This window comes from Dokdonia sp. Dokd-P16 (assembly GCF_003095655.1).
GTDB lineage: Bacteria > Bacteroidota > Bacteroidia > Flavobacteriales > Flavobacteriaceae > Dokdonia.
Genome location: NZ_CP029151.1, coordinates 1,301,764 through 1,322,850 on the forward strand (window position 1 = coordinate 1,301,764; position 21,087 = coordinate 1,322,850).

Genomic DNA, 21,087 nt, shown 5'->3' on the forward strand with positions numbered 1-21,087 from the left:
AAATGTTGATATTATACTAAAACTAGACAATCTTGGTTTATGTAGATATATCTCGTCTAAATATATGATTAGACCAGACAGCACACCTTTAATCTATGTGGACCTATTACCGTGATGTAACTTTATACGCCGCAGGCACGTGCCTATTGTTTGGACTTGTACAGATTCCCGCTAGTGAACGTATCGCTGTAGGGATAATTACTACTATTATTATCTTTGGAGTTTTTGGAACTGGCTTAGGCGTTTTGGCATTTGCATATTTTCAAAAGCAGCAATATTACATGTATCATAATCTCGGCTTTACAAAGCGTTATTTAATACTACGTGCATGGGCGATAAATTTTGTTCTTGCCTGTATACTCACTGTTTTCGTACTGCCGTTTCTATGAAAAATGAACTCAACGCACACGGTCTCTACAAGAATTTTGGAAGGAAAAATATACTCACAGATGTGTCTTTTAATCTTAGTACAGGAGATGTTTTAGGACTTTTTGGAAAAAATGGTTCTGGAAAATCTACCCTTCTCAAAATTCTTTTTGGAACACTTAAACCTACGCGCTTAGAGCTTAGCATAAATGATATATTTATAGCACCTAAGAACATCATACCTGAGCAGCTTATTGGTTACTTGCCACAAGAAAGTTTCTTACCTAAGCATTTAAAAGTAAGAGATATTATTCCGTTATTTCATGAAAGTGGTGATGCTCAAGACACCATCTTTAGAGCTCCATTTATTGAGAAAATTGCTTCAAGAAAGGCAGGCCTACTCTCCATGGGAGAAATACGCTATCTAGAATTACTACTTGTCGCAAATCTCAACCACCCTTTCTTAATGCTGGACGAGCCTTTCTCTATGATAGAACCGCTTTACAAGGATAAAATAAAAGAGTTTTTAATTTCGCTTAAAGCGAAAAAAGGAATCATACTTACAGATCATTATTATACAGACGTTCTTGACGTTTCTACTAAGAACCTAATACTAAAGAATGGTGTTGCTCATGAAATTCATACTTCACAAGATTTGAAAGATTTTGGCTATTTGAGGTAAGAAAACTTTCTGAAACGGTGCACTTTGAGCTACTTGTGTGATCTCTCCTAGCGTCGAGATGACGATGCATAGTCATTTCGACAGAGCGAGGTACAAGTGACGAGAAATCGCATAAGAGTGAAAATGTTATGTGAGAAATTTTAAAACGCTACTTGTGGAGCTATATTCTTGAGCTACTTGTGAGATCTCTCCTAGCGTCGAGATGACAATCTGTAGTCATTTCGACAGAGCGAGGTGCGAGCGACGAGAAATCGCATAGGAGTGAGCAATCGAGAACTACTCTCAAGTACTAATTATATAGAGTTGTATTATGAATCATTCTCATGGAGCTATATTCCTTAGCTACTTGTGTGATCTCTCCTAGCGTCGAGATGACAATTTGTAGTCATTTCGACAGAACGAGGAACGAGTGACGAGAAAACGCATAGGAGTGAGCAATCGAGAACTACTCTCAAGTACTAATTATATAGAGTTGTATTATGAATCATTCTCATGGAGCTATATTCCTTAGCTCCTTGTGTGATCTCTCCTAGCGTCGAGATGACATCTCACATTTTCGCGAAAGCGTCCTTCTATATAAACTTCTTAATAATAGTTGCCACAGGCTCTATAGCAGTCGTTTCTTCTATCGATGGGCCAGCTACCCAAACTGTTTTATATGTAGCACTCTGAGCGGCTTTTGTGGTGTCACGCATTCCTTTTGCAAAGCGTATAGCCTTTACCCACTTCTTAAGTTTCTTATTCTTGTTAAGTAAGCCTTCTAACCACGTTTGTTTCGTCCCTATCTTTTGAACGTACGGCGTGTTTATGACAGTACAAGGTGTACCAGAAATCTTCTGAGTCATCACGATATCTTTAGCACCAAAGTCTACACAAGCCTGCTTATATTCTTGTGAAACTGGAGCCTCTTCTGATGCTATAAAAGGGCTTCCTATACTTGCTCCTATGGCACCATAGGTCATGGCGCGCTCAAGATCTGCTTTATTTGCAACGCCTCCAGCAGTGATAACTGGAATTGTACAATTTTCATCAAGTTCTTTTATCAGTGCTTCGGGAGCGATGTTACCTCTGTGTCCTCCTGCTTGATTATTTACAGCCACAAGAGCATCACAGCCCATAGCCTCTACCTTTTTTGAATAATCAAGGTCTGTTACATCACAAAACACTTTGATTCCCTTAGGTTTTGCCTGCTCAATCACCATCTGTGGTGATCCTAAGGATGTAATTATAAAGTCTACCCCTAATTCACAAGCTGCCTCAAGCTGTGCAGGGTATTTCATGTTTGATTTATTTACAATGAGGTTAATACCAAAAGCTCCTCCAGGAACTTTGGCAGCCTTAAGTTCAGTAATTGCAGCCTTAAGCTCATCTATCGTTCTATAATTGAGTGCTGGCACACAAGCAGCAATTCCGTTTTCCATTCCGGCTTTGAGCATCGCTACATTAGATACCAAAAACATAGGTGCCATAATGATAGGATGTGTAATTCCAAGTAAATCTTTTAGGGTAGGTTTTGTTGTGCTCATAACATTCAATTTAAACAAATATAATCAATCTTACTATGCGTGCATAATACTTTTTTCACTAGATTATAGTCGTCACTTTCTCAACAATATCAATAGGTAAGATAGTCGTCATCGCATCCTCATAACCTTCTGGCACTAAGTTTCCATAAATTGAAGTAGGTATTTGTGGATACCTTTTTCTATCTGAAAGTAGGCAGTTTACTTCTTGGTTAAATGGTGCAAATCCTGCGTATGGATGCGTTACTCCCCATAATGTTACGGTAGGGATCCCATACATCGCTGCTAGATGCGCATTACCACTATCCATAGCGAGCATACCATCTAGCTGACTAATAAGATTAATTTCTTCTTTGAACTTAAGTTTTCCGGCAACCACCTTTGTCATCATGCAACCTTGCGAAAGGTCTCTAAGTATCTCCTCCTCATCTGGTGCTCCAAAAAGGAATAAATTGTATTCTTTCCTGCCATCTAACTCTCTAATAACTTGCTCCATCAAGTCTAGTGGGTATTGTTTTCCTTGATGTGCTGCAAAAGGCGCAATGCCAATCCACTTTTTATGACAACCAGCAGTAAACTCTACAACTTCATTTTGTTTGTTAGGTTTAGGGAGTGGTTCTGGTATAAAATGACCTCCATCTAAGGCTTCAATAACATCTTGATATCTAGCTATTGTGGTTTTAAGGGCTTTAAAAACTTTGTCTGCACTTCTAGTAAGCGCCTTTTTATCTGGTCTACCTTTATCTAAGCAAACGCTGGGAAGATTAAGAAACTTACGCAGCATTTTTGAGCGAATTACATTATGCAAATCTGCGACATGTGTGATTCCTAACTTTTTGAGTTGGCGCGATAACTTCCACATACCGCTTACACCTTTGTGTATGGTATTAACTTCGGCAGCGATAAAAGTTACATTAGGTATTGCCTCTACAATAGGCCTAAAAAAAGGTTTTGAAAGGAAGGATATTTTTATTTCTGGGTTCGCTTTCGCGAAAGCGTACACCACAGGCACCGTCATCGCAACGTCTCCCATTGCAGAGAGACGAATGATGAGCATGTGTTTTTGTTGAGCCATTATCTCGTTAGACTTGTGAAGGGTTTATCGATTTTAGACTAAATCCTTCAACAGATAATTATTTTTTAATGTTGCGAAGGACTGGGTTGAGCTCATCGTCATTGTACATCTTCATCTGCTTATAGACTTTCATGTACTTATCTCCGCTTGAGATATCCTCAAGCAAGGTATCTATCGCCGTCGAAAGGTCTATGCGTTGCTCAAGCAATATATCAAGTTTTATTTTACAAGCTGCTCGGTGTGCATCACTAGCATCTGTGCGAGTTGCTTCCTCGTCCATATGGTATACTTTGAGCGCTAGAATGGATAAACGATCTACTCCCCAAGCCGGACTTTCTGTATTAATTGTAGCGCCTTCTTTAACCTCAACACTGTTATATTTTTCAAGGAAATAGCTATCTATATATTCAACCATGTCTGTACGATCTTGGTTAGACGCATCAATCTTACGTTTTAGAGTCAAGGCTGCAACTGGATCAATCTGCGGATCACGAATGATGTCTTCATAATGCCATTGTACCGTATCTATCCAGCATTTTCTGTACAATAGGTGGCCCAATAAATCTTCGTTTTTATCATACTTATTAGTAAATGGTTGGTCTACCGTATTTACTAAATGATAGGTGTCGATTGCTTCTTTAAAAATGGCGTTTGCCTTTTCTGTAAACATATAATTGTTTTCTATAATGTAATTGTTCTATAATGCGGAGCACTTCGTATAACGTGTAAATCCTCTAAGGAATACGGGCAATAGGCATGGTCTACAAAGATATTATTTTTTGAGTTGGCATAGCGACCTGCCTTTACTTGTTAAAAGTAGCCTTGAATTTAGAAACAAGAGCTGTCAAATTAAGGTAAGAGATGTATTATGATAGGTAATAATATGATAAACCATAATAAGCTTTCCTTAAATAGCAAGCTCTCTGTGTTTTCGAGATAATTACTTACAATGATGGTCATTACGGGTATAATAAAGTACCACTCCGCCCCTGTTTTAGTGGTGGTAAATAAGATTACCACTAGTCCCACAGCTAGTATTCCTAAAATAACCGAGTATCTACTTTTTGATCCCGTAGAAGCCCTCCGTTGTTCACCTAGATATTTCCATATAGTCCACAATAATGTCCCTATGAAGAAAGCAATTGCCGCGAGCACCTGTAGATTATTATAAGCTGTAAAATCTAGTGATATAGATTGAAATGATAATGACACCTCAGACGGATCACCCACTTGAAACAATAGTACAGCATAATAAATCACACTAAAACTCAGTAATGCTAGTAGCGGAATAAACAGGTATCTTACCACAGTAATTCTATAAAAAAGCAACGCTAGATAAATCGCTATAACATACAGCCAGCTAAAATAAAACGCTAGTGAGGCTAATAATATCCACAGTGCCGCGTCAAAAATCTTGCGCTCCATGTGTAATTCTGACTTGAAACTGATGATCCTACGTAGCGCGATTAAGATAAAGAAACCAGCTATTAATATGGCGTGATCCTTTAGAGCGACAGGTAATGCTAAGCTAAATGCTGCAAATAGAAGTACTCCATAAGATGATCGCTTAGTAAGGTCATTCTTTTGAGAAACAAAACTTAATATAAACATTGTGAGTACATAAAGTATCCACATACCTAGTGTTGTAAGTGTGCTTAGCCATGTAAATGGCTCAGTAATTATGTCCCTATGACTATAAAAAAAGCCCAAGGTCATATATATCAAAACAATGGCAATAGCGAGTGGTTTTGATGACCCAAAAAATCTTGTGAGCATAGCTAGTTTTTTTCCTATTTTTGCAATAACATCTTTACAAGATGCATAATTAAGATTTCAATATTGTAAACATACAACATTATGAGTTTGACAGGACTTTACGAAGGCATTCAAGAATTTGCAGAAGCAACTTTATTTGCACCTTTCAACGCACTTGCAGAATTAGAACTAAGCAACTGGTGGCTAGCTAACGGAATCAACTGGTTCTTTATGCTCATTTGTGCTGCAGCTATCGTATACTGGGTTATGGAAATCAAAAAGTATGACGATAATGACACAGAATACCGCGAAGCAAAAGCTCACGGTTTCTTAGGTAAAAACAGCGAGCTAGAAAGTAACCTGTAATTTACTATAGGTCAAAACCTATATCTGTACGATAATTCATCCTATCAAAATGTAGCTTTTCTATATTTTGGTAGGATTTTTTTATGGCCTCTCTATAATCTTCATGGAAGGAAGTGATAGCAATCACTCTACCACCATTAGTAACAACTGCGCCATCTTTTTCTGTTGTTCCTGCATGGAATGCTATAGAACCTTCAATTTTTTCAAGCCCTGTAATTACTTTTCCTTTATCATAAGCCTCTGGATATCCACCAGAAACTAGCATTACTGTTGCTGCACTTCTAGTATCTAGCTTAAATTCTTGCTTATCTAATGTTTGACTATCAACCGCTTTAAAGAGTGATACTAGATCAGACTGGATACGTGGTAATACTACCTCTGTCTCAGGATCACCCATGCGCACATTGTACTCAATTACCTTAGGGTCATCTCCTACTTTGATAAGACCAATAAATATGAATCCCTTGTAATCTATATTTTCTTTAGTAAGACCATTAACCGTAGGCTTAACAATACGGTCTTCTATTTTTTTCATAAAAGCAGCATCTGCAAATGGTACTGGGCTTATTGCACCCATTCCTCCGGTGTTAAGTCCTTTATCACCTTCACCTATGCGTTTGTAATCTTTTGCAGTAGGAAGCACTTTATAGTTTTTACCATCTGTAAGTACAAACACACTAAGCTCGATTCCGTCTAGAAATTCTTCAATCACTACGGTCGTACTTGCATCACCAAATTTACCACCAAGCATGCTTGCTAGCTCCTCCTTTGCCTCATCAAGATCATCTATGATTAGAACTCCTTTACCCGCCGCAAGACCATCTGCTTTTAATACATATGGAGGATTTAAAGTTTCTAAAAAAGCTTGTCCTTTCTCTAGTGTCTCTGCTGTAAAAGCTTCGTAGGCAGCCGTAGGAATATCATGAGCAATCATAAATTCTTTTGCTCGTTCCTTACTTCCTTCAAGTTCTGCTCCTTCTTTACTTGGGCCAATGACAGCAACGTTTTTCAGAGCTTCATCTGCTTTAAAGAAGTCATATACTCCTTGCACAAGTGGATCCTCAGGTCCCACAACCACCATTGTAATTTGTTCCTTAATCACTAAAGCTTTGATGGCTTCAAAATCGGTTACGCCTACGGCAACATTGGTTGCTATTTGAGCAGTACCTGCATTTCCTGGTGCAACAAATAGTGAATCACATTGCTCGCTCTGTGCTAGTTTATAAGCAAATGTATGCTCGCGTCCTCCAGAACCTAAGATTAAGATATTCATTATGGTATATTTTGCGTTTAGACAAAAATAAATGTTTGTATTTTGGCTCCCTAATTAAGACGATGTGAATTTATTCAACTGGGCTTTAAAAATGAAAGGATTTGATACCGCTTTCGCGAAAGCGGAATTGCAACGTATCAAAGACATTCCAGAAAATCAGTATGCCGCTTATATCTCTGAACAGAAAAAAAAGATAGTTACCCATCACGAAATCTATAATTCATTTTACAGAAAATTTCTTGCCAAAAGAGATGAAAAAGACTGGGAAACACTACCTGTACTGACAAAATCTGATTTACAACAGCCTCTTGAAAATAGGCTTTCTCAAAACTATGACCGCAAGAGTGTATACATAAGTAATACATCGGGTTCTTCTGGTCACCCTTTTGTTTTTGCAAAAGATAAAGTTGCACACGCATTGAGCTGGGTGAGTTTTCAAGATAGATATAACTGGTATCATCTAGATCTGGACACTTCAAAACAAGCACGTTTCTATGGAATCCCTCTCAATAAAATAGGATATAGAAAGGAAAGGCTCAAGGATAAACTAGGCAACAGATATCGTTTTCCCATTTTTGACTTATGTGATCATAAGCTTGCCGGTATGGTTGATAAATTTAGAAAGACACCTTTTGACTATATAAATGGTTACACAAGTAGCATTGTATTACTGGCAAAATATTTAAAAAAGCACCAACTAATACTCACAGATATTTGCCCAACCCTTAAGGCATGTATTGTAACCAGTGAAATGCTTTTTCCAGATGATTTACAATTAATGGATGAGCAATTTAATGTCCCAATCATTAATGAATATGGAGCCTCAGAAGTAGGCCTCATCGCCTTTCAAAACAAAAACAAAGAGCTGCAGGTAGACAGTGAGTTATTATTTGTCGAAATTCTTGATGACAACGATAAAGTATTACCACATGGTGATGTAGGGCGTATTGTTATTACGTCTTTTTATAACAAAGCACACCCTTTTATACGCTATGATATAGGGGATATGGGGTCATTATCTCCCCAAAGCACTCTTAAAAAACCTATTTTAGAAAACTTACAAGGAAGAACAAGTGATATTGCACGTCTTCCTAGTGGTAAAGTAGTTCCTGGCCTCACATTTTATTATGTGACCAAAAGCATTATAGAGGAAGATGGCAATGTACGTGAATTCATTATTGAACAAACTGCTAAAGATTCATTTACATTTATTTACACCTCTGAGAGACCACTTAATGTTCAAGAAAAAAGTAACATTAAAAAAACTACCGCTACATACCTTGAAAGTGGACTTCAACTCACATTTGAAAAAGTGGATGTCATGGATCGTAGTAATAGAGGAAAACTTAAACAGTTTGCATCGCTCGTCTCTTAAACCTCGTATCGCTGTATCCACTTAGGTCTCATTACAAAATACTCCCAGAAAAAGCGTAATAAATATAGTGCGGATAGTGTATGAGAATATCCTAGGCAAGTTTTATAAAACTGGTAGTTGTACTTGATAAGATTTAATTTATTTGAGCTCATCGAGCCTTCACTTACTCTATAAAAAGCAAGGTCTTCTTGCAAGCCTAAGGCTGGTTTCTTGCTTTTCCTTATCGCTTCTAACCATAGCGCCCAGTCTTGTCTCTTTCTAACGGCTGGAGCGCTTATTTTACCTATTGCGGCTGTTTTATAAATGCCCGTGAGATTTCCCACATAGTTATTACTATGTTGCTTCTTGTAAGCGAGTTCTGGTAAAGCCACGATGCGTTTTCCAAGTGGCTTTCCACCTTCATCTATATGCACATAGCTGGTATAAGAAACGTCACAACCTGTTTCTTGCATGAAAGCAATTTGCTTTTCGAGTTTTTCTGCATGCCATAGGTCGTCAGAGTCTAAGAAGGCTATAAACTTACCTTGTGCAGCTTCTGTTGCGACGTTACGAGAATGAGCAGCGCCACTATTTCGCGAAAGCGTAATAAGCTTAATTCTATCATCAAGAGCCGCTAGTGCTTTCACAATTTGAACAGAATCATCTGTCGAGCAGTCATCAACGATAATTTGTTCCCAGTTTTGATACGTTTGCGCTTGAACACTAGCGATAGTTTGGGCAATAAAACGTGCTGCATTATACAGCGGGGTAATAATTGAAACCAGTGGTTCTATATCTTTTTTAGTAAGCTTTGTCATCTCCTACAATAGCTTTATAAATAGTATTAAAAACGATTTTAATATCTAAAAAGAGCGACCAGTTTTCTACATAGAATATGTCAAATTTTACGCGGTTCACAATATCTTCATCGGTCTCTATTTCTCCTCTATATCCACTTACTTGTGCTAGGCCTGTAATTCCAGGTTTTATGAAGTGACGTACCATAAATTTATCTATACGCTCCGCATACATGTGTGTATGGCTAACCATATGAGGTCTTGGCCCCACCACAGACATGTCTCCTTTAAGAACATTAATAAATTGTGGTAACTCATCCATACTTGTTTTACGCAAGAAGCTACCTACTCTAGTAATGCGACTATCATTTTTACTCACTTGCTCAAGATCTGCCTGCTCGTTATCCCTCATGGATCGAAATTTATAACAATAAAATTCGTGATAATCTAATCCATTACGTTTCTGTTTGAAAAACACAGTTCCTTTAGAGTCGAGCTTTATTAAAATTGCAAGCAAAGGGGTAAGCCATGATAATACGCCTACAAGTACAGCAATAGAAAGAACGATGTCAAACGCACGCTTAATAAACTGATTTAATGGCTTATCTATAGGGATGGTACGCAATGATAGAATGGGAGTAATCCCTAGATATTGATATTCTAGTTTCTTTGTAAAGATCTCGCGGCTGTCTGGAATAAATTTTAATATCTTAAGGTTGTTATCTGTAAATTCAGATATCTCTCTCAACTCTTCATTAGTAAACTGCTCTACTGAGCAGTAAACCTCATCTACACTATTCTCTAATATGTAATTAAATATGCTATCAAGAGAAACACTTGGGTCTTTTACATCAAAGGTGTTACTCACTACATAACCGTACCTTTTGTTTTCATCAAAAAACTTTTTAAGCTCCTTAACTTGGACATTCCAGCCTAAAATAACAACACGACGATGGTTACCTCCTAAAACAGCTCTGTATGTTTTTAATAAATAAAACACACCAAATTTATTAACCCCTACACCTATAAAGACATATAAAACATATAGAAAGACAGCTACTGGAGAGGCGCCTACTGTTTGAAATAGACCAAAGAATGCAAAAACAAGTAATGCAAAAATGAATAACTGTAATAGTAAAAGAGATACTATACGTGTAGGCTTAGTATACCTATAAACTTCATAAAAATCTGACTTGATGGTTGAAAAAATCCAATTTGTCGTGATATATAATGAGAACACCACAAAATCTTCATTCATAATGAGGCATACCCTAGCTAGTAATAAAATAATTACTAGGTCTATAACATAAATTATGGGTCTTATGTAAAAGGAATACCTACCTACGCGTTGCGCCATACTTATTTACGTATGTGTTTTGAAAAGTCTTTATGTTCACTTTTATATAATTGTTCTTGAGATAAACTTTTAAAATATTCAAACGTCTTTCTCATGCCTTCTTTGCGGTCTACCTTAGCCTCCCAATCTAATATTTCTATTGCTTTTGAAATATCTGGTTTACGTTGCATAGGGTCGTCTACTGGCAAATCTTGGTAAATTACCTTCTGGTCTGTTCCGGTAAGTTTTATAATCTCCTCGGCAAAATCTTTTATAGTGATTTCATCTGGGTTGCCTATGTTTACTGGTAATGCATAATCACTTAATAGTAGACGGTAAATACCCTCTACTTGATCATCCACATAACAAAAGGAACGTGTTTGTAAACCGTCACCAAATATCGTTAGATCTTCTCCCCTTAGTGCCTGCCCCATAAATGCAGGGATTACTCTACCATCATTAAGTCTCATACGAGGTCCATAGGTATTAAATATACGCACGATACGAGTTTCTAGTCCGTGAAAACGATGATAAGCCATCGTGATAGATTCTTGAAAACGTTTTGCCTCGTCATATACTCCTCTAGGTCCTATAGTATTTACATTACCATAATAGTTTTCATCCTGAGGGTGTACGAGTGGATCACCATAAACTTCAGAAGTTGATGCAATCAAAATACGGGCATTTTTGACCTTAGCCAACCCTAGTAAGTTGTGTGTTCCTAAAGAACCTACTTTAAGTGTCTGTATAGGTATTTTAAGATAGTCTATAGGACTTGCTGGCGATGCAAAATGCAAGATGTAATCAAGTTTACCAGGTACATGTACAAATGTCGTAACGTCGTGATGATGGAACTCAAATTGTTCTAATTTAAAGAGATGCTCAATATTTGACAAGCTCCCCGTTATAAGGTTATCCATACCAATTACATGAAAACCTTCTTTAATAAATCTATCACATAAATGAGACCCTAAAAATCCTGCAGCACCTGTAATTAAAACTCTCTTCATAATTGGTTGATTAATCTATACAGATTTAAAAATCTGTGTTCGTAAAAATAAGGAAGTATTAGCTGCTTGTAAAGCGTAAGCCTTATAACCTACTCAAGGTTTGAGAAAATTTCTCTAAAATAGGTTTCCTTGCAAATTTTTCAAGTACATACTTTCTTGCAGCTGTACCCATAGTCATAGCTGTATCTGGAGACAAGTTGAGAGTCTCTAGCTGGCTCAATATTATATCAACATTAATAACGGAGTTATAAAATCCACCATTTGAATCTTTTATAATCTTAGCTGGCTCTGCGTCTGGGTGACCAGTGATGATAGATGGTCTAGCGCTCGCCATCATTCCTAAGATTTTAGAAGGCATAACAGTATCTACAACCTCGCTTTTTTGAAATAAAATATGCACATCTGTACTAGCGAGTAAACTTGATAACTCTACGAAAGGAACTGGCGCATAAAATTTTACCTTTGTATCCTTTAAACTTTCCTTCAGAGTCTCCATTTTTGCCCCTGCTCCTACTACGATAACTTCAAACTTATTAAAATCTAATGCTTTGATAACGTTAGTAAATAACTGCCAGTCTTGCTTGTCTCCCACGTTACCAGAATATAAGATGCTAAATTTCTCTTTTGAGAAAAAAGCATGTTCTTGAGCCTTTAAAGGGTCACTCTCGTCTGCATCTATCCAGTTGGGGAGATAGTAGGTTCCGGAAGTGGTTTTCTCTTTGAGTTTGGCCAGCATCGTATGACTTATGGTGCTTACATAATCTGCTTTATTAAGGATACTGCGTTCTAGTTTCATCAAGGCCTTATAAGGCATACTAGTGTTGTTATTTCCAGAGGCAAGACCTGATTGAAAAGCTGCGTCAAATTCAAAATCTTGAATGTGAATCCAGTGTTTTGCGTTACGCTTTCGCGAAAGCGTATTTCCTAACCATGCACTACTCGTAAAGGGGATTACAGAAATCACAATATCACATTTCGTGATTTGTTTAAAATTAAATCTTGACCCTATGGTAAAGTCGGCTATGTGAATAACACGCTTTAAGAATGTAGGCTCCTTGGGAGTAAACTGCTTATATCGATATATATCAATGGTTCCCTTCTTCTCATGCAAATAAGTTCCTTTGTTTTGATATGATTCTGCTATTTCCCACTTTGGATAGTAAGGAAATGCGGTAATTACAGAAATATGCGCCCCTTGATCCTCCAGATATTCTGCTAGTTGTGTGCTATACAGACCTATTGCCGTATCTTCTGGATAGAAGTTTAAGGAAATAAGCGTGATGTGTTTGCCTTGTAGGTTATTCAATACGATCTTTTATAATGATTGCTGGTGTACCTGTGCAGATTTTTCCTGCTGGTAAATTTTTAAAAACACTGCTTCTCGCACCTACCACGGTGCCATTTCCTATTGAAACTCCAGGTGCTACATAAACATCTGTAGCAATCCAGCATTTTTCTCCTATAGTGATAGGGTGCGCCTCTATTGCAAAACTTGAAGAGTGATAATCATGTGTTCCTGTGCATAAATAACTGCGTTGTGATACCACAGCATTTGCCCCTACAGTAATAGGTCCCAGCGTGTATAGCGCTACCTCATCACCTATCCAGCAGTAATCTCCTAAAACTAATTTCCAGGGATAGGTGATTTGAGCTGTGGGTCTTATAATTACTTTCTTACCCACCTTAGCACCAAAACATCTTAGTAAAAACCGCCTCCAGCCGTATAATGCCTGCGGAGAATTTCTGAACAAAATAACATACACAATACGCCATAATTGCACTATTACACCTAGTTTCCCTCTGAAACCACTAGGAGTATTATATGATTTTAAATCTTGATAGTCCACTAGCTTTTAAAGATATTAGTAAGCCTTTCTGAAAAGGCTGTTATCGTAAAATTTTTATTAAAGTAATTCACATTACCTTCTCCTATTTCCTTAATAGTGGACACATTGTTTACAAGGTACTCCATCTTGGCCGCTAGATCTTCTACCTGTTGTTTTTCTACAAAAAAACCGTGTTTACCATCTTCTATCACATCTACAATCCCGCCTTGTGTTGTGGTTACTATTAACGATCCTGTAGCCATAGCTTCAAGTATTGATATGGGTTGTCCTTCCATAGCATAATAGGTAGGTAATACAAATACATTACCCCACTCAAAAAGTTCTTTCTTTTCTTTTCCTCGTACGACTCCTTTGTAATCTACGTTTTTGAGCGTGAGTAGCAATGGGTTTACTTGAGACCACATTTCGGAAGTGACACCGCCTCCTATCTGTGCATTGAAGAGCACTCCTTTGTCTTGAAGAATTTTAAGTGCTCTTAAAAAGATTAAAATACCTTTCTCCTCCATCAAGTTACTCAAATATATAAAACGAGGTGCAGTATATGTCTTTATGATGTTTTCTTGTAAATATTCTTCGGCAAAATTAGGAAGTACATGTATATCTTTCGACTGTAAAAATGGAGTGAGATTAGCAATTAAAGATTGAGACAGTACAATCCCCGTGTTTGATTTCGACATTAAAAAATGTACAATTCTTTGTTGCACACTACTCATTTGCTCATATGCAGTACCTAGATGATTACCATGTATGTGGGTAATTATACGCTTTCGCGAAAGCGTACCAAACCCAATAAACAAGGCATATTTAAGAACACCAAAAAAGGTCTGTCCTGGTGTTATATATAAAATATCGTTTGAAAAAACTTTAAACGCTGCTGTATTATACTTGAGATTATGCCAAAATTTTTTAAATGAAAAGCTTCCTAATTTCTCATCTAGCTCGCTAAATGACGTATTAACTATAGTCACCTTAAAACCAGACTTAATCAACAAGTTACTTGCTACTTGGTTTGCCAGTGAAACCCCAGTGGTGGGCTCTGGAAAAGGGCCTACAATAAGTATCTTTTTATTAGTCATTAATAGGTGTGGCAAATAAGGTTTTGGCAGAAAGAAAATTAAAAAACAATGAGAAGTAAATGACCCCTGATTCTTTTTCAAAAATATTATCTGTGAGCATCATTATGCTGTAGAATATGATTACCAAGATCAGTAGCTCATTATTAAATCTGACGGCAAAGATAAAATTTAAAATGAGTGTAGCTAAGAAAGCAAGCAACGCAATGATTCCTCCTATAAGTAATAAACTAAGAAACTGATTGTGGGCATTATACCCTCCTTCTTCTAATAGCTTAGTTTCTAAAAGCTCATATCTCTCTGTAAGTACCTCGCGGTAATCTCCAACACCATAGCCAGCTATAGGACTTTCTCGTATAACATCGAGGGCTATCCCGTAAATAGTGAACCTAATATTTGTAGAGGTAGGAGCTCCCTGGCTAATGGATTCAATCTTTTTAAATTCTAAAAATTTATCTCGTGTGCGTGGTATAGCAATCATTAATACCAGTAGACCTACTATTACAAAAGCATACGGTTTCACCAAGCCTTTATTACGCTGAAAGAGCACAAAGACAAAGGAAACAACCATAAGCGCTATCATAGATCCCTTCTTTGCATAAAGCAATAAAAACAATACTAAAACAAGGTTTATAACGAGCAATCCAACGATTTTCCGTCGTGATTTTAGGGATCGAAATATGTATATGGAGAATAATAATGCAGCACTACAGTGCATTCCAGAATAAATAGGATGAATTTTATATTTACCCACATGGATTTTCATGATCATGGGAAAGTGCATAAGCATCTCATCAAAGCTATAATGCGTTATATAAAACCATAAAAAGGATATAACGTTAAATAAGGCGACAGTAACAACATAAACTGCAAAGTATCTTTCTAGATGCGTATATAATCGCTTTATGTCTTCTCGAGAATACATTGCAAAACAGAGCGGAAAGACTATTAACGATAAAAATATGGTGAGTTTCTTAATGCCAAATTCAACATTATCACTGTAGAGTAAAGTGCTCGCTACTGCGATATACACAAGTCCATTTACTATAAAAAAACGGAAATTAAATGTGTTCTTACTTTTAAAGAAATGAAGCAGAGAGATGACAGCAAATAGACCTATCGCTATAGATTTAGCGTTAGAAGGTAGTAATACAGATCCAAATAATAGAAAGAGAGCGCCTTCCGGTAATCTTAAGCTTTCTTGATGCGACTTTGCTTCCATTGTTGCTGATTGATTATTCCTTGTTTGATAAAATAATCTAATATTTTAGCAATACCCATAACTCCGACAAGGATGCCTACATAATACGAGAATCCATTTGCAAAATCCCCTCTAAGGAAAAACACAAGGTGAATAGCAAAATAAAAAGCCATCATCCTTTTTATTAAAATACTACTTTGCAACCAAGTAAGCAAGTAAACAATTGTGTACGCTAATGCTATTGCTAGTAGTATTACTCCCACTACTCCAAAGTTAATATAACCCTCTGAAACCATGGGATTAGATAGATTACTAAAATTAAAGCCATAATTATCTATAAGATGCTCTCCTACAAGTTGCCCTGTAGTTGTAGGCTTATCTGGCCATATTTTGCGTGGAACAAAAAAGAGAAAAGCCCCTAATAGTTGATATCCATGTGAGAAGCCCTCGTATTTTACATAATCTATAGTCGCTACAATGTTTATAAAGGCATCGTAATGAAGTGTATTAAATACCTCACCTATGCCCTCTCCTTCAAACTCATCAAGAAGTAATCGTGGTTGTATAAAAACCTCACGTAAAGATGACCTCGCATGCGTAATTATTGCAGACAATGGAAATACAATAATCATGGTGAAAAACATAAAAAATGTAGTCTTCACATTACTATTAAATATTCTAGGTATAAATAGGTAAATAATTGATATATAGATAGGTCCTAAAGCATTTCGCTTTTCTACTAATGGATTTTTAAACCATAACAATAGTATTACAAAGAGCATAAGTACTAATGCTATTGCCAACACATTTTTTGAAGAGCTTTTTACATTCTTATAATATTGTACTGAAAGAATAATTCCTCCTAACGGAACTACAAATAGCAGTTTTTTCCATAATAGCAATGCCGTAGTACCAACAGAAAATGATGTCTGCCCTGCTCTTGAAATCTCACTTATCACAAAACCATAACTTGCTATAAAAACGAACAATGATATCCCTAACAACCCTATTAATACCAAGGGCAATCTTGTATTACTTTCTATAGTATGTTTTACGACTCTAGTTTTTCTAGTTTTTTTAAACAAGGTATAGGCCCCAAAAAAGAACATAGTAAAAATAACTACAAGCACATTTGCATAAATAATACCACTTGATGTATAAGGGAGATTTGTTATAAAATCTGCATTCTTAATACCTATCACCCGTAATTGCAGTATGGGTGCTATTATGAAAAATAAAAAGTTAAAAACAATATACACAGATATAAAAGGAGAGTACTCCTTCTCTTTATATAAATGCCACCAAAAAAGTACAAATAGAACTAGGTTACTCACAAAAAAAGAAGCCCACACCTCTATCTCTGTTGCAAAAGTTGCAAATAGAAATGTACTTATTACTATATAAGCGAGTATTAAAATAAGTTTACCTAACATCCTTTGCTACTAAGTTAATAAAAACCTGAGCCATCGCTTCTACTGCATAATGCTTTGCACAAGATTTTGATATTCTTGAACGTCTTTTTATCCACTCATCTCGGCTTGAGAATATGCTTAGTACGCTTTCGCGAAAGGAATTGATGTCGTCACTATCATAAAATAATGAATTTTCATCTTCAATAGCTGCCTCTATTTCTGGAGAATGGGGTTCTCCATTAGAAATCAACATAGGTACACCAAACCCAAAACTTTGAGTAATGGATAAACCTACATAGCCAGGCGAAACGCTCATAATACTGCTAGCATATAAGCCCTTTAACATGTGTTGATCATAAATATGTCCAAGCAACTGTACTCGAGATTCTAGCCGTTGTACTTTTATATAACCACTTATTTCATCTTTTTCCTCACCTTCCCCCACGATTAACAGATTTGTGTCCTCAGGAAGGTACTCGATAATGGCGCTGAACGCTTTTACAAGAAACAGCACCTTTTTAGCCTTAGTGAGCCTCCCTACATAAATAAGATTACGAGGATTTTCAGATACTGGAACCATCTCGTTTTTATTAATCAAGGCGTTCGGTGCTGCGTAGATTAACTTTTTAGGCATTTTAAATTGCAGCTCTTGCTGCTGCTGTTTTGTATAAACCACTATACTATTTGCAAGCTTACGCATTTGCTGCCGTAATAAATCACTCTTAGATTCTTTACCGTTACGAGGCCAAGCATGTCCCCATAATACCGTCTCCTTTTTTGACCATTTTCTTCTCAAAAGTAAATACCAATTTGATATAATACGCGGGTTCATCTCTAACACGAGTAAACCCTCTTCTTGTACGAGATGTTTTATGCCTCGTTGCCAAAGAAACTTACCTCCTAGTAAATAAAAGTTGGTGACAGAGTGATGTATAATTGTATTGTCCGTCTTAACAGATGATTCAAAATAGTAACTCCCTCCATACAATTCAAAGCGAGAACCTAAAGAATCTCTAATATGCTCAAAGAACCGACCTCTATAGTCCGGCAGAACCGTTTGGAGAATAGTAAGTCTATGCTCCATGAACTTCAATATTTTTGCGTTTATTAAAGTAGAACCAGGCAAGAGCAGCTAGCAAAAACTCCGTAGTAATTACTGCGATTACAATACCGTATATAGGCCAAAATGAAACCAATATAAAAGCGAAAATCACGTTAAAGACACCTCCTACAAAAAGAATGTTCATCCTAGTGATATAATCACCTACAGCTGGAAAGTATAAAGAGAGCATCACCATATTTGCTGCTGCAAAAACAGTTCCTACAGACAGTATTTTAAATGCCAAAACATAATCGTTAATGGCTGAATCATTAAATAAGAAGTCCAAAATAACGTCACCAAATAATAATACAGTTACTGTATAGATTGCAGCAAGGAGTAACATAATAGGAGTAAGTTTAACAATATTAGAGCGTTGCTTAACAGCATCCTGTTTTGATAACCAAGGGAATATTGCCTGCATGAGAGGACCAAAAAAACTTTTTGAGGCAATAAAAATTTTTTCAAAACTTCCATAAATTCCCGCAATACTATCACCCGCAACAATACCTACGATAAAAATATTTGCCGAATTGAAAAGTCTAGCAGCAATATTTGAAACAAAAATACTTTTGCTCTCTATCATAAGTTCCTTCATAAGGACTTTTGATGGCTTTTTAATCTTGACATACTTAAGACTAATGATAAAACTTATAAGCCCTGCTATTATATACCCTATACTCGTATATAAAGGTACAAGTGTATAATCTTGTACAGATATGACAAAAAAGAAGATTAGTGCCGTAAAAATGACCTTAGCTAGCACATTGAGAATGGCTATAAATTGCATTTTCTCTATTCCCTGAAAAAACCAGTCTGGAAATAAGGCTTGACCAATTACTACACCGTAACTAAGCGCATATACCTCCCACTCTAATTGAAATCTAGGAAACATGAAAATTATAGCTGTATATACTATGGCAACTACAATTACTAGCAAAAACTTAACACCCATCACAGCCGAAAATATAGCGGCCTTTTGATTTGCATTATCTTTTGCTATTGATATTCTTCGTGTGGCACTTAGGTTAAAACCAAACTCAACAAAAACATACAAAATGGTACAAAATGCCTGAGCAAGTAATATAAGTCCATACTTTTCTGTACCTAGAGTTCTTACTAGGTATGGTAATAATAACAGAGGTAGTAAAATATTTGCCGCTTGGATAAATAGTAGTGAAACATAATTTCCAGCAATAGTTCTACCTGCGGTACTTTGCAATATAGACTTTATTATATTCACTTAAGGTTTTATAAGAATCACTGTATCAGAAACTCCACTAGAAAATTGTAATTGTTTCCACTGCTTAGTGACATTTGAAAATTCTTTCCAAGTTGGTAATTGTTCTGATTGCTGGTTTAAATAATTATAAGGTGCGTGAGTCTTAAGAGGTATGTAACGCTCTGCATCATCTAATAAAAGATATCCTCCAGAAGCTAATTTATCAATAGCTTTTAAAGCTAAGGTATCTCTATGCTTTCCATCAACAACGATAATATCAACGCTACTTTCCTCAATGCTGTCCATCAATTCTATGTATGGTATATTACCTTCGGAGTCCATAATGCTAGGCTTAAACAAATATGAAATATTATCAATATCAGAATTTTTCAAATCATCATTAACCTGTTTAAACCAATCCTGATGATCCTCTATGCTTATCAATGATTTAAGTCGCTTAGCATACCATACAGTACTTCTGCCGGACCCAAACTCTACACCCATCATATTTTTATTAAGATGCTCGTCTAGCCATTGAATTGCAGTAGGAGCAATCCAAGGTTTATCTTTATTAAATTGCTCATATATGTATAAGCTAATCCTATTTTTGGCGTACCTAGGTGTCCATATTTTAAGATTCATCTATTTATTTTTAAGATACCAATTATATAATCTATTAACTCCATCCTCAAGCGCTACCGTATGTTTCCATCCTAAGCTATTGAGTTTTGTTACGTCTGTAAGTTTGCGCGGAGTTCCATCTGGTTTTGAACTATCAAAAATTAACGCTCCTGTAAAACCTATCGTTTCTTTGATGAGGGTAGCTAGCTCTTTTATAGAGATATCCTCTCCTGTGCCTATGTTGATGTGTGTATTCCTTACTTCGGTGGTGCTTCCTTTTACGTCATCAAAACTTGTGTTCTCTAAGATATGTACACAAGCATCTGCCATGTCTTGACTCCATAAAAATTCTCTTCTAGGCGTTCCTGTTCCCCATATCTCAACACTTTCAGCTGTAACACCAAACTTTTCTAGTATAGGTTGCGCTTTCGCGAAAGCGGAAACATCTAGATCCTTACAAACCTCATCGTTCTTTCCTTCAGAGAGTAGTTTTGCAAGGTGAATCTTTCTTATTAGTGCTGGTAGCACGTGAGATTTCTCTAAGTCGAAGTTGTCATTAAATCCATATAGATTAGTAGGCATCACCGAAATGAAATCTGTTCCATATTGCAGATTATAACTCTCGCAGAGTTTAATACCTGCTATTTTTGCAATAGCATACGGCTCATTTGTGTATTCTAAAGCGCCTGTGAGCAGAGCATCCTCTGGCATAGGTTGCGGTGCATTTTTAGGGTAAATACAGGTACTTCCTAAAAATAACAACTTCTTAACTCCGTGTACATAACTCTGATGAATTACATTATTTTGAATCATGAGATTCACGTACAGAAAATCTGCTCGATACGTATTATTTGCTATAATCCCACCCACTTTTGCGGCTGCAAGAAAAACATATTCAGGCTTTTCTTGTTCAAAGAAGAGTTGGGTTGCAACAGTATCTGTTAAATCAAGCTCCTTGTGAGTTCGCGTGATTATGTCCGCATAACCTTTTGCTTTAAGCGTGTTTACAATCGCGCTTCCCACCAGGCCGCGATGTCCAGCAACAAATATTCTAGCGTTTTTAGGTATTGATATA

Annotated in this window: 21 protein-coding genes; 4 read left to right on the top strand and 17 right to left on the bottom strand. The window is 36.6% G+C overall.

Annotated elements, in window-relative coordinates; translation table 11 throughout:
• Positions 1-95: 95 nt before the first annotated feature.
• Together DCS32_RS05930 and DCS32_RS05935 are read left to right on the top strand one after the other, a co-directional pair.
• On the top strand, positions 96-389 hold the full coding sequence (locus tag DCS32_RS05930) for a hypothetical protein (protein ID WP_108877431.1): 294 nt from the start codon (positions 96-98) through the stop codon (positions 387-389).
• Positions 386-1,048, top strand: coding sequence for an ATP-binding cassette domain-containing protein (locus DCS32_RS05935; RefSeq protein ID WP_108877432.1), 663 nt, complete (start codon positions 386-388; stop codon positions 1,046-1,048). The genes DCS32_RS05930 and DCS32_RS05935 overlap by 4 nt, the downstream gene beginning before the upstream one ends.
• A gap of 572 nt (positions 1,049-1,620) precedes the next feature.
• Here the strand turns inward: DCS32_RS05935 and DCS32_RS05940 are convergent.
• From DCS32_RS05940 to DCS32_RS05955, 4 genes are all read right to left on the bottom strand, one after another.
• The gene (locus DCS32_RS05940; RefSeq protein WP_108877433.1) at positions 1,621-2,574 is read right to left on the bottom strand and encodes an NAD(P)H-dependent flavin oxidoreductase; all 954 of its coding nucleotides are present in this window, start codon (positions 2,572-2,574) and stop codon (positions 1,621-1,623) included.
• Between the two features lie 58 nt (positions 2,575-2,632).
• On the bottom strand, positions 2,633-3,646 hold the full coding sequence (locus DCS32_RS05945; RefSeq protein WP_108877434.1) for a glycosyltransferase family 9 protein: 1,014 nt from the start codon (positions 3,644-3,646) through the stop codon (positions 2,633-2,635).
• A gap of 58 nt (positions 3,647-3,704) precedes the next feature.
• Positions 3,705-4,316, bottom strand: a complete 612-nt coding sequence (locus DCS32_RS05950) for a DUF4254 domain-containing protein (RefSeq protein WP_108877435.1) — start codon at positions 4,314-4,316, stop codon at positions 3,705-3,707.
• Between the two features lie 179 nt (positions 4,317-4,495).
• Positions 4,496-5,422, bottom strand: a complete 927-nt coding sequence (locus DCS32_RS05955) for a DUF6427 family protein (RefSeq protein WP_162533599.1) — start codon at positions 5,420-5,422, stop codon at positions 4,496-4,498.
• An 81-nt stretch (positions 5,423-5,503) separates the two neighbouring features.
• Here DCS32_RS05955 and DCS32_RS05960 point away from each other — a divergent pair, with 81 nt between their 5' ends.
• Entirely contained in the window at positions 5,504-5,767 is a 264-nt protein-coding gene (locus DCS32_RS05960; RefSeq protein ID WP_108877437.1) for a DUF6341 family protein, read from the top strand.
• Positions 5,768-5,771: 4 nt separating this feature from the next.
• Here DCS32_RS05960 and purD read toward each other — a convergent pair whose 3' ends face one another.
• On the bottom strand, positions 5,772-7,040 hold the full coding sequence (gene purD, locus DCS32_RS05965; RefSeq protein WP_108877438.1) for a phosphoribosylamine--glycine ligase: 1,269 nt from the start codon (positions 7,038-7,040) through the stop codon (positions 5,772-5,774).
• Positions 7,041-7,131: 91 nt separating this feature from the next.
• Between purD and DCS32_RS05970 the strand changes: the two genes are divergently transcribed.
• Positions 7,132-8,415 (top strand): phenylacetate--CoA ligase family protein, encoded by a 1,284-nt coding sequence (locus tag DCS32_RS05970; RefSeq protein WP_108877439.1) that lies wholly within the window; start codon positions 7,132-7,134, stop codon positions 8,413-8,415.
• Here DCS32_RS05970 and DCS32_RS05975 read toward each other — a convergent pair.
• The 12 genes from DCS32_RS05975 to DCS32_RS06030 form a co-directional block, all read right to left on the bottom strand.
• A complete protein-coding gene (locus DCS32_RS05975) occupies positions 8,412-9,212 on the bottom strand; it encodes a glycosyltransferase family 2 protein (protein ID WP_108877440.1) in 801 nt (266 codons plus the stop codon). The genes DCS32_RS05970 and DCS32_RS05975 overlap by 4 nt on opposite strands.
• Positions 9,196-10,548, bottom strand: coding sequence for an undecaprenyl-phosphate glucose phosphotransferase (locus DCS32_RS05980; RefSeq protein WP_108877441.1), 1,353 nt, complete (start codon positions 10,546-10,548; stop codon positions 9,196-9,198). Before DCS32_RS05980 ends, DCS32_RS05975 begins: the two co-directional genes overlap by 17 nt.
• Before the next feature lie 2 nt (positions 10,549-10,550).
• The gene (locus DCS32_RS05985; RefSeq protein ID WP_108877442.1) at positions 10,551-11,537 is read right to left on the bottom strand and encodes a UDP-glucuronic acid decarboxylase family protein; all 987 of its coding nucleotides are present in this window, start codon (positions 11,535-11,537) and stop codon (positions 10,551-10,553) included.
• A gap of 82 nt (positions 11,538-11,619) precedes the next feature.
• Positions 11,620-12,843, bottom strand: a complete 1,224-nt coding sequence (locus DCS32_RS05990) for a WcaI family glycosyltransferase (protein ID WP_108877443.1) — start codon at positions 12,841-12,843, stop codon at positions 11,620-11,622.
• Complete coding sequence (locus DCS32_RS05995) at positions 12,836-13,384, bottom strand: putative colanic acid biosynthesis acetyltransferase (protein WP_108877444.1); 549 nt, start codon at positions 13,382-13,384, stop codon at positions 12,836-12,838. The genes DCS32_RS05990 and DCS32_RS05995 overlap by 8 nt, the downstream gene beginning before the upstream one ends.
• Positions 13,384-14,460: a glycosyltransferase family 4 protein gene (locus DCS32_RS06000; RefSeq protein ID WP_108877445.1), complete on the bottom strand. Its 1,077-nt coding sequence runs from the start codon at positions 14,458-14,460 to the stop codon at positions 13,384-13,386. Before DCS32_RS06000 ends, DCS32_RS05995 begins: the two co-directional genes overlap by 1 nt.
• Positions 14,453-15,679 (bottom strand): O-antigen ligase family protein, encoded by a 1,227-nt coding sequence (locus DCS32_RS06005; protein ID WP_108877446.1) that lies wholly within the window; start codon positions 15,677-15,679, stop codon positions 14,453-14,455. Before DCS32_RS06005 ends, DCS32_RS06000 begins: the two co-directional genes overlap by 8 nt.
• Positions 15,649-17,091, bottom strand: coding sequence for an O-antigen polymerase (locus DCS32_RS06010; RefSeq protein ID WP_108877447.1), 1,443 nt, complete (start codon positions 17,089-17,091; stop codon positions 15,649-15,651). The genes DCS32_RS06005 and DCS32_RS06010 overlap by 31 nt, the downstream gene beginning before the upstream one ends.
• Entirely contained in the window at positions 17,081-18,154 is a 1,074-nt protein-coding gene (locus tag DCS32_RS06015) for a glycosyltransferase (protein ID WP_108877448.1), read from the bottom strand. Before DCS32_RS06015 ends, DCS32_RS06010 begins: the two co-directional genes overlap by 11 nt.
• A complete protein-coding gene (locus DCS32_RS06020) occupies positions 18,144-19,412 on the bottom strand; it encodes an oligosaccharide flippase family protein (RefSeq protein ID WP_108877449.1) in 1,269 nt (422 codons plus the stop codon). The genes DCS32_RS06015 and DCS32_RS06020 overlap by 11 nt, the downstream gene beginning before the upstream one ends.
• On the bottom strand, positions 19,413-20,033 hold the full coding sequence (locus tag DCS32_RS06025) for a class I SAM-dependent methyltransferase (protein WP_108877450.1): 621 nt from the start codon (positions 20,031-20,033) through the stop codon (positions 19,413-19,415).
• Positions 20,034-21,080 carry a GDP-L-fucose synthase family protein gene (locus tag DCS32_RS06030; protein WP_108879246.1) on the bottom strand — a complete coding sequence of 349 codons (1,047 nt, stop codon included), beginning with the start codon at positions 21,078-21,080 and terminating at the stop codon, positions 20,034-20,036. It abuts the gene before it with no gap.
• Positions 21,081-21,087 lie beyond the last annotated feature (7 nt).

What these genes read in the sequence shown, in the direction of transcription:
- DCS32_RS05950 (WP_108877435.1), bottom strand. Translation starts at nt 4,316, where the DNA reads ATGTTTACAGAAAAGGCAAACGCCATTTTTAAAGAAGCAATCGACACC.
- DCS32_RS05945 (WP_108877434.1), bottom strand. Translation starts at nt 3,646, where the DNA reads ATGGCTCAACAAAAACACATGCTCATCATTCGTCTCTCTGCAATGGGA.
- DCS32_RS06010 (WP_108877447.1), bottom strand. Translation starts at nt 17,091, where the DNA reads ATGTTAGGTAAACTTATTTTAATACTCGCTTATATAGTAATAAGTACA.
- DCS32_RS06025 (WP_108877450.1), bottom strand. Translation starts at nt 20,033, where the DNA reads ATGAATCTTAAAATATGGACACCTAGGTACGCCAAAAATAGGATTAGC.
- DCS32_RS06000 (WP_108877445.1), bottom strand. Translation starts at nt 14,460, where the DNA reads ATGACTAATAAAAAGATACTTATTGTAGGCCCTTTTCCAGAGCCCACC.
- purD (WP_108877438.1), bottom strand. Translation starts at nt 7,040, where the DNA reads ATGAATATCTTAATCTTAGGTTCTGGAGGACGCGAGCATACATTTGCT.
- DCS32_RS05940 (WP_108877433.1), bottom strand. Translation starts at nt 2,574, where the DNA reads ATGAGCACAACAAAACCTACCCTAAAAGATTTACTTGGAATTACACAT.
- DCS32_RS05975 (WP_108877440.1), bottom strand. Translation starts at nt 9,212, where the DNA reads ATGACAAAGCTTACTAAAAAAGATATAGAACCACTGGTTTCAATTATT.
- DCS32_RS05980 (WP_108877441.1), bottom strand. Translation starts at nt 10,548, where the DNA reads ATGGCGCAACGCGTAGGTAGGTATTCCTTTTACATAAGACCCATAATT.
- DCS32_RS06005 (WP_108877446.1), bottom strand. Translation starts at nt 15,679, where the DNA reads ATGGAAGCAAAGTCGCATCAAGAAAGCTTAAGATTACCGGAAGGCGCT.
- DCS32_RS05985 (WP_108877442.1), bottom strand. Translation starts at nt 11,537, where the DNA reads ATGAAGAGAGTTTTAATTACAGGTGCTGCAGGATTTTTAGGGTCTCAT.
- DCS32_RS06015 (WP_108877448.1), bottom strand. Translation starts at nt 18,154, where the DNA reads ATGGAGCATAGACTTACTATTCTCCAAACGGTTCTGCCGGACTATAGA.
- DCS32_RS05955 (WP_162533599.1), bottom strand. Translation starts at nt 5,422, where the DNA reads ATGCTCACAAGATTTTTTGGGTCATCAAAACCACTCGCTATTGCCATT.
- DCS32_RS05960 (WP_108877437.1), top strand. Translation starts at nt 5,504, where the DNA reads ATGAGTTTGACAGGACTTTACGAAGGCATTCAAGAATTTGCAGAAGCA.
- DCS32_RS05930 (WP_108877431.1), top strand. Translation starts at nt 96, where the DNA reads ATGTGGACCTATTACCGTGATGTAACTTTATACGCCGCAGGCACGTGC.
- DCS32_RS05935 (WP_108877432.1), top strand. Translation starts at nt 386, where the DNA reads ATGAAAAATGAACTCAACGCACACGGTCTCTACAAGAATTTTGGAAGG.
- DCS32_RS05970 (WP_108877439.1), top strand. Translation starts at nt 7,132, where the DNA reads ATGAAAGGATTTGATACCGCTTTCGCGAAAGCGGAATTGCAACGTATC.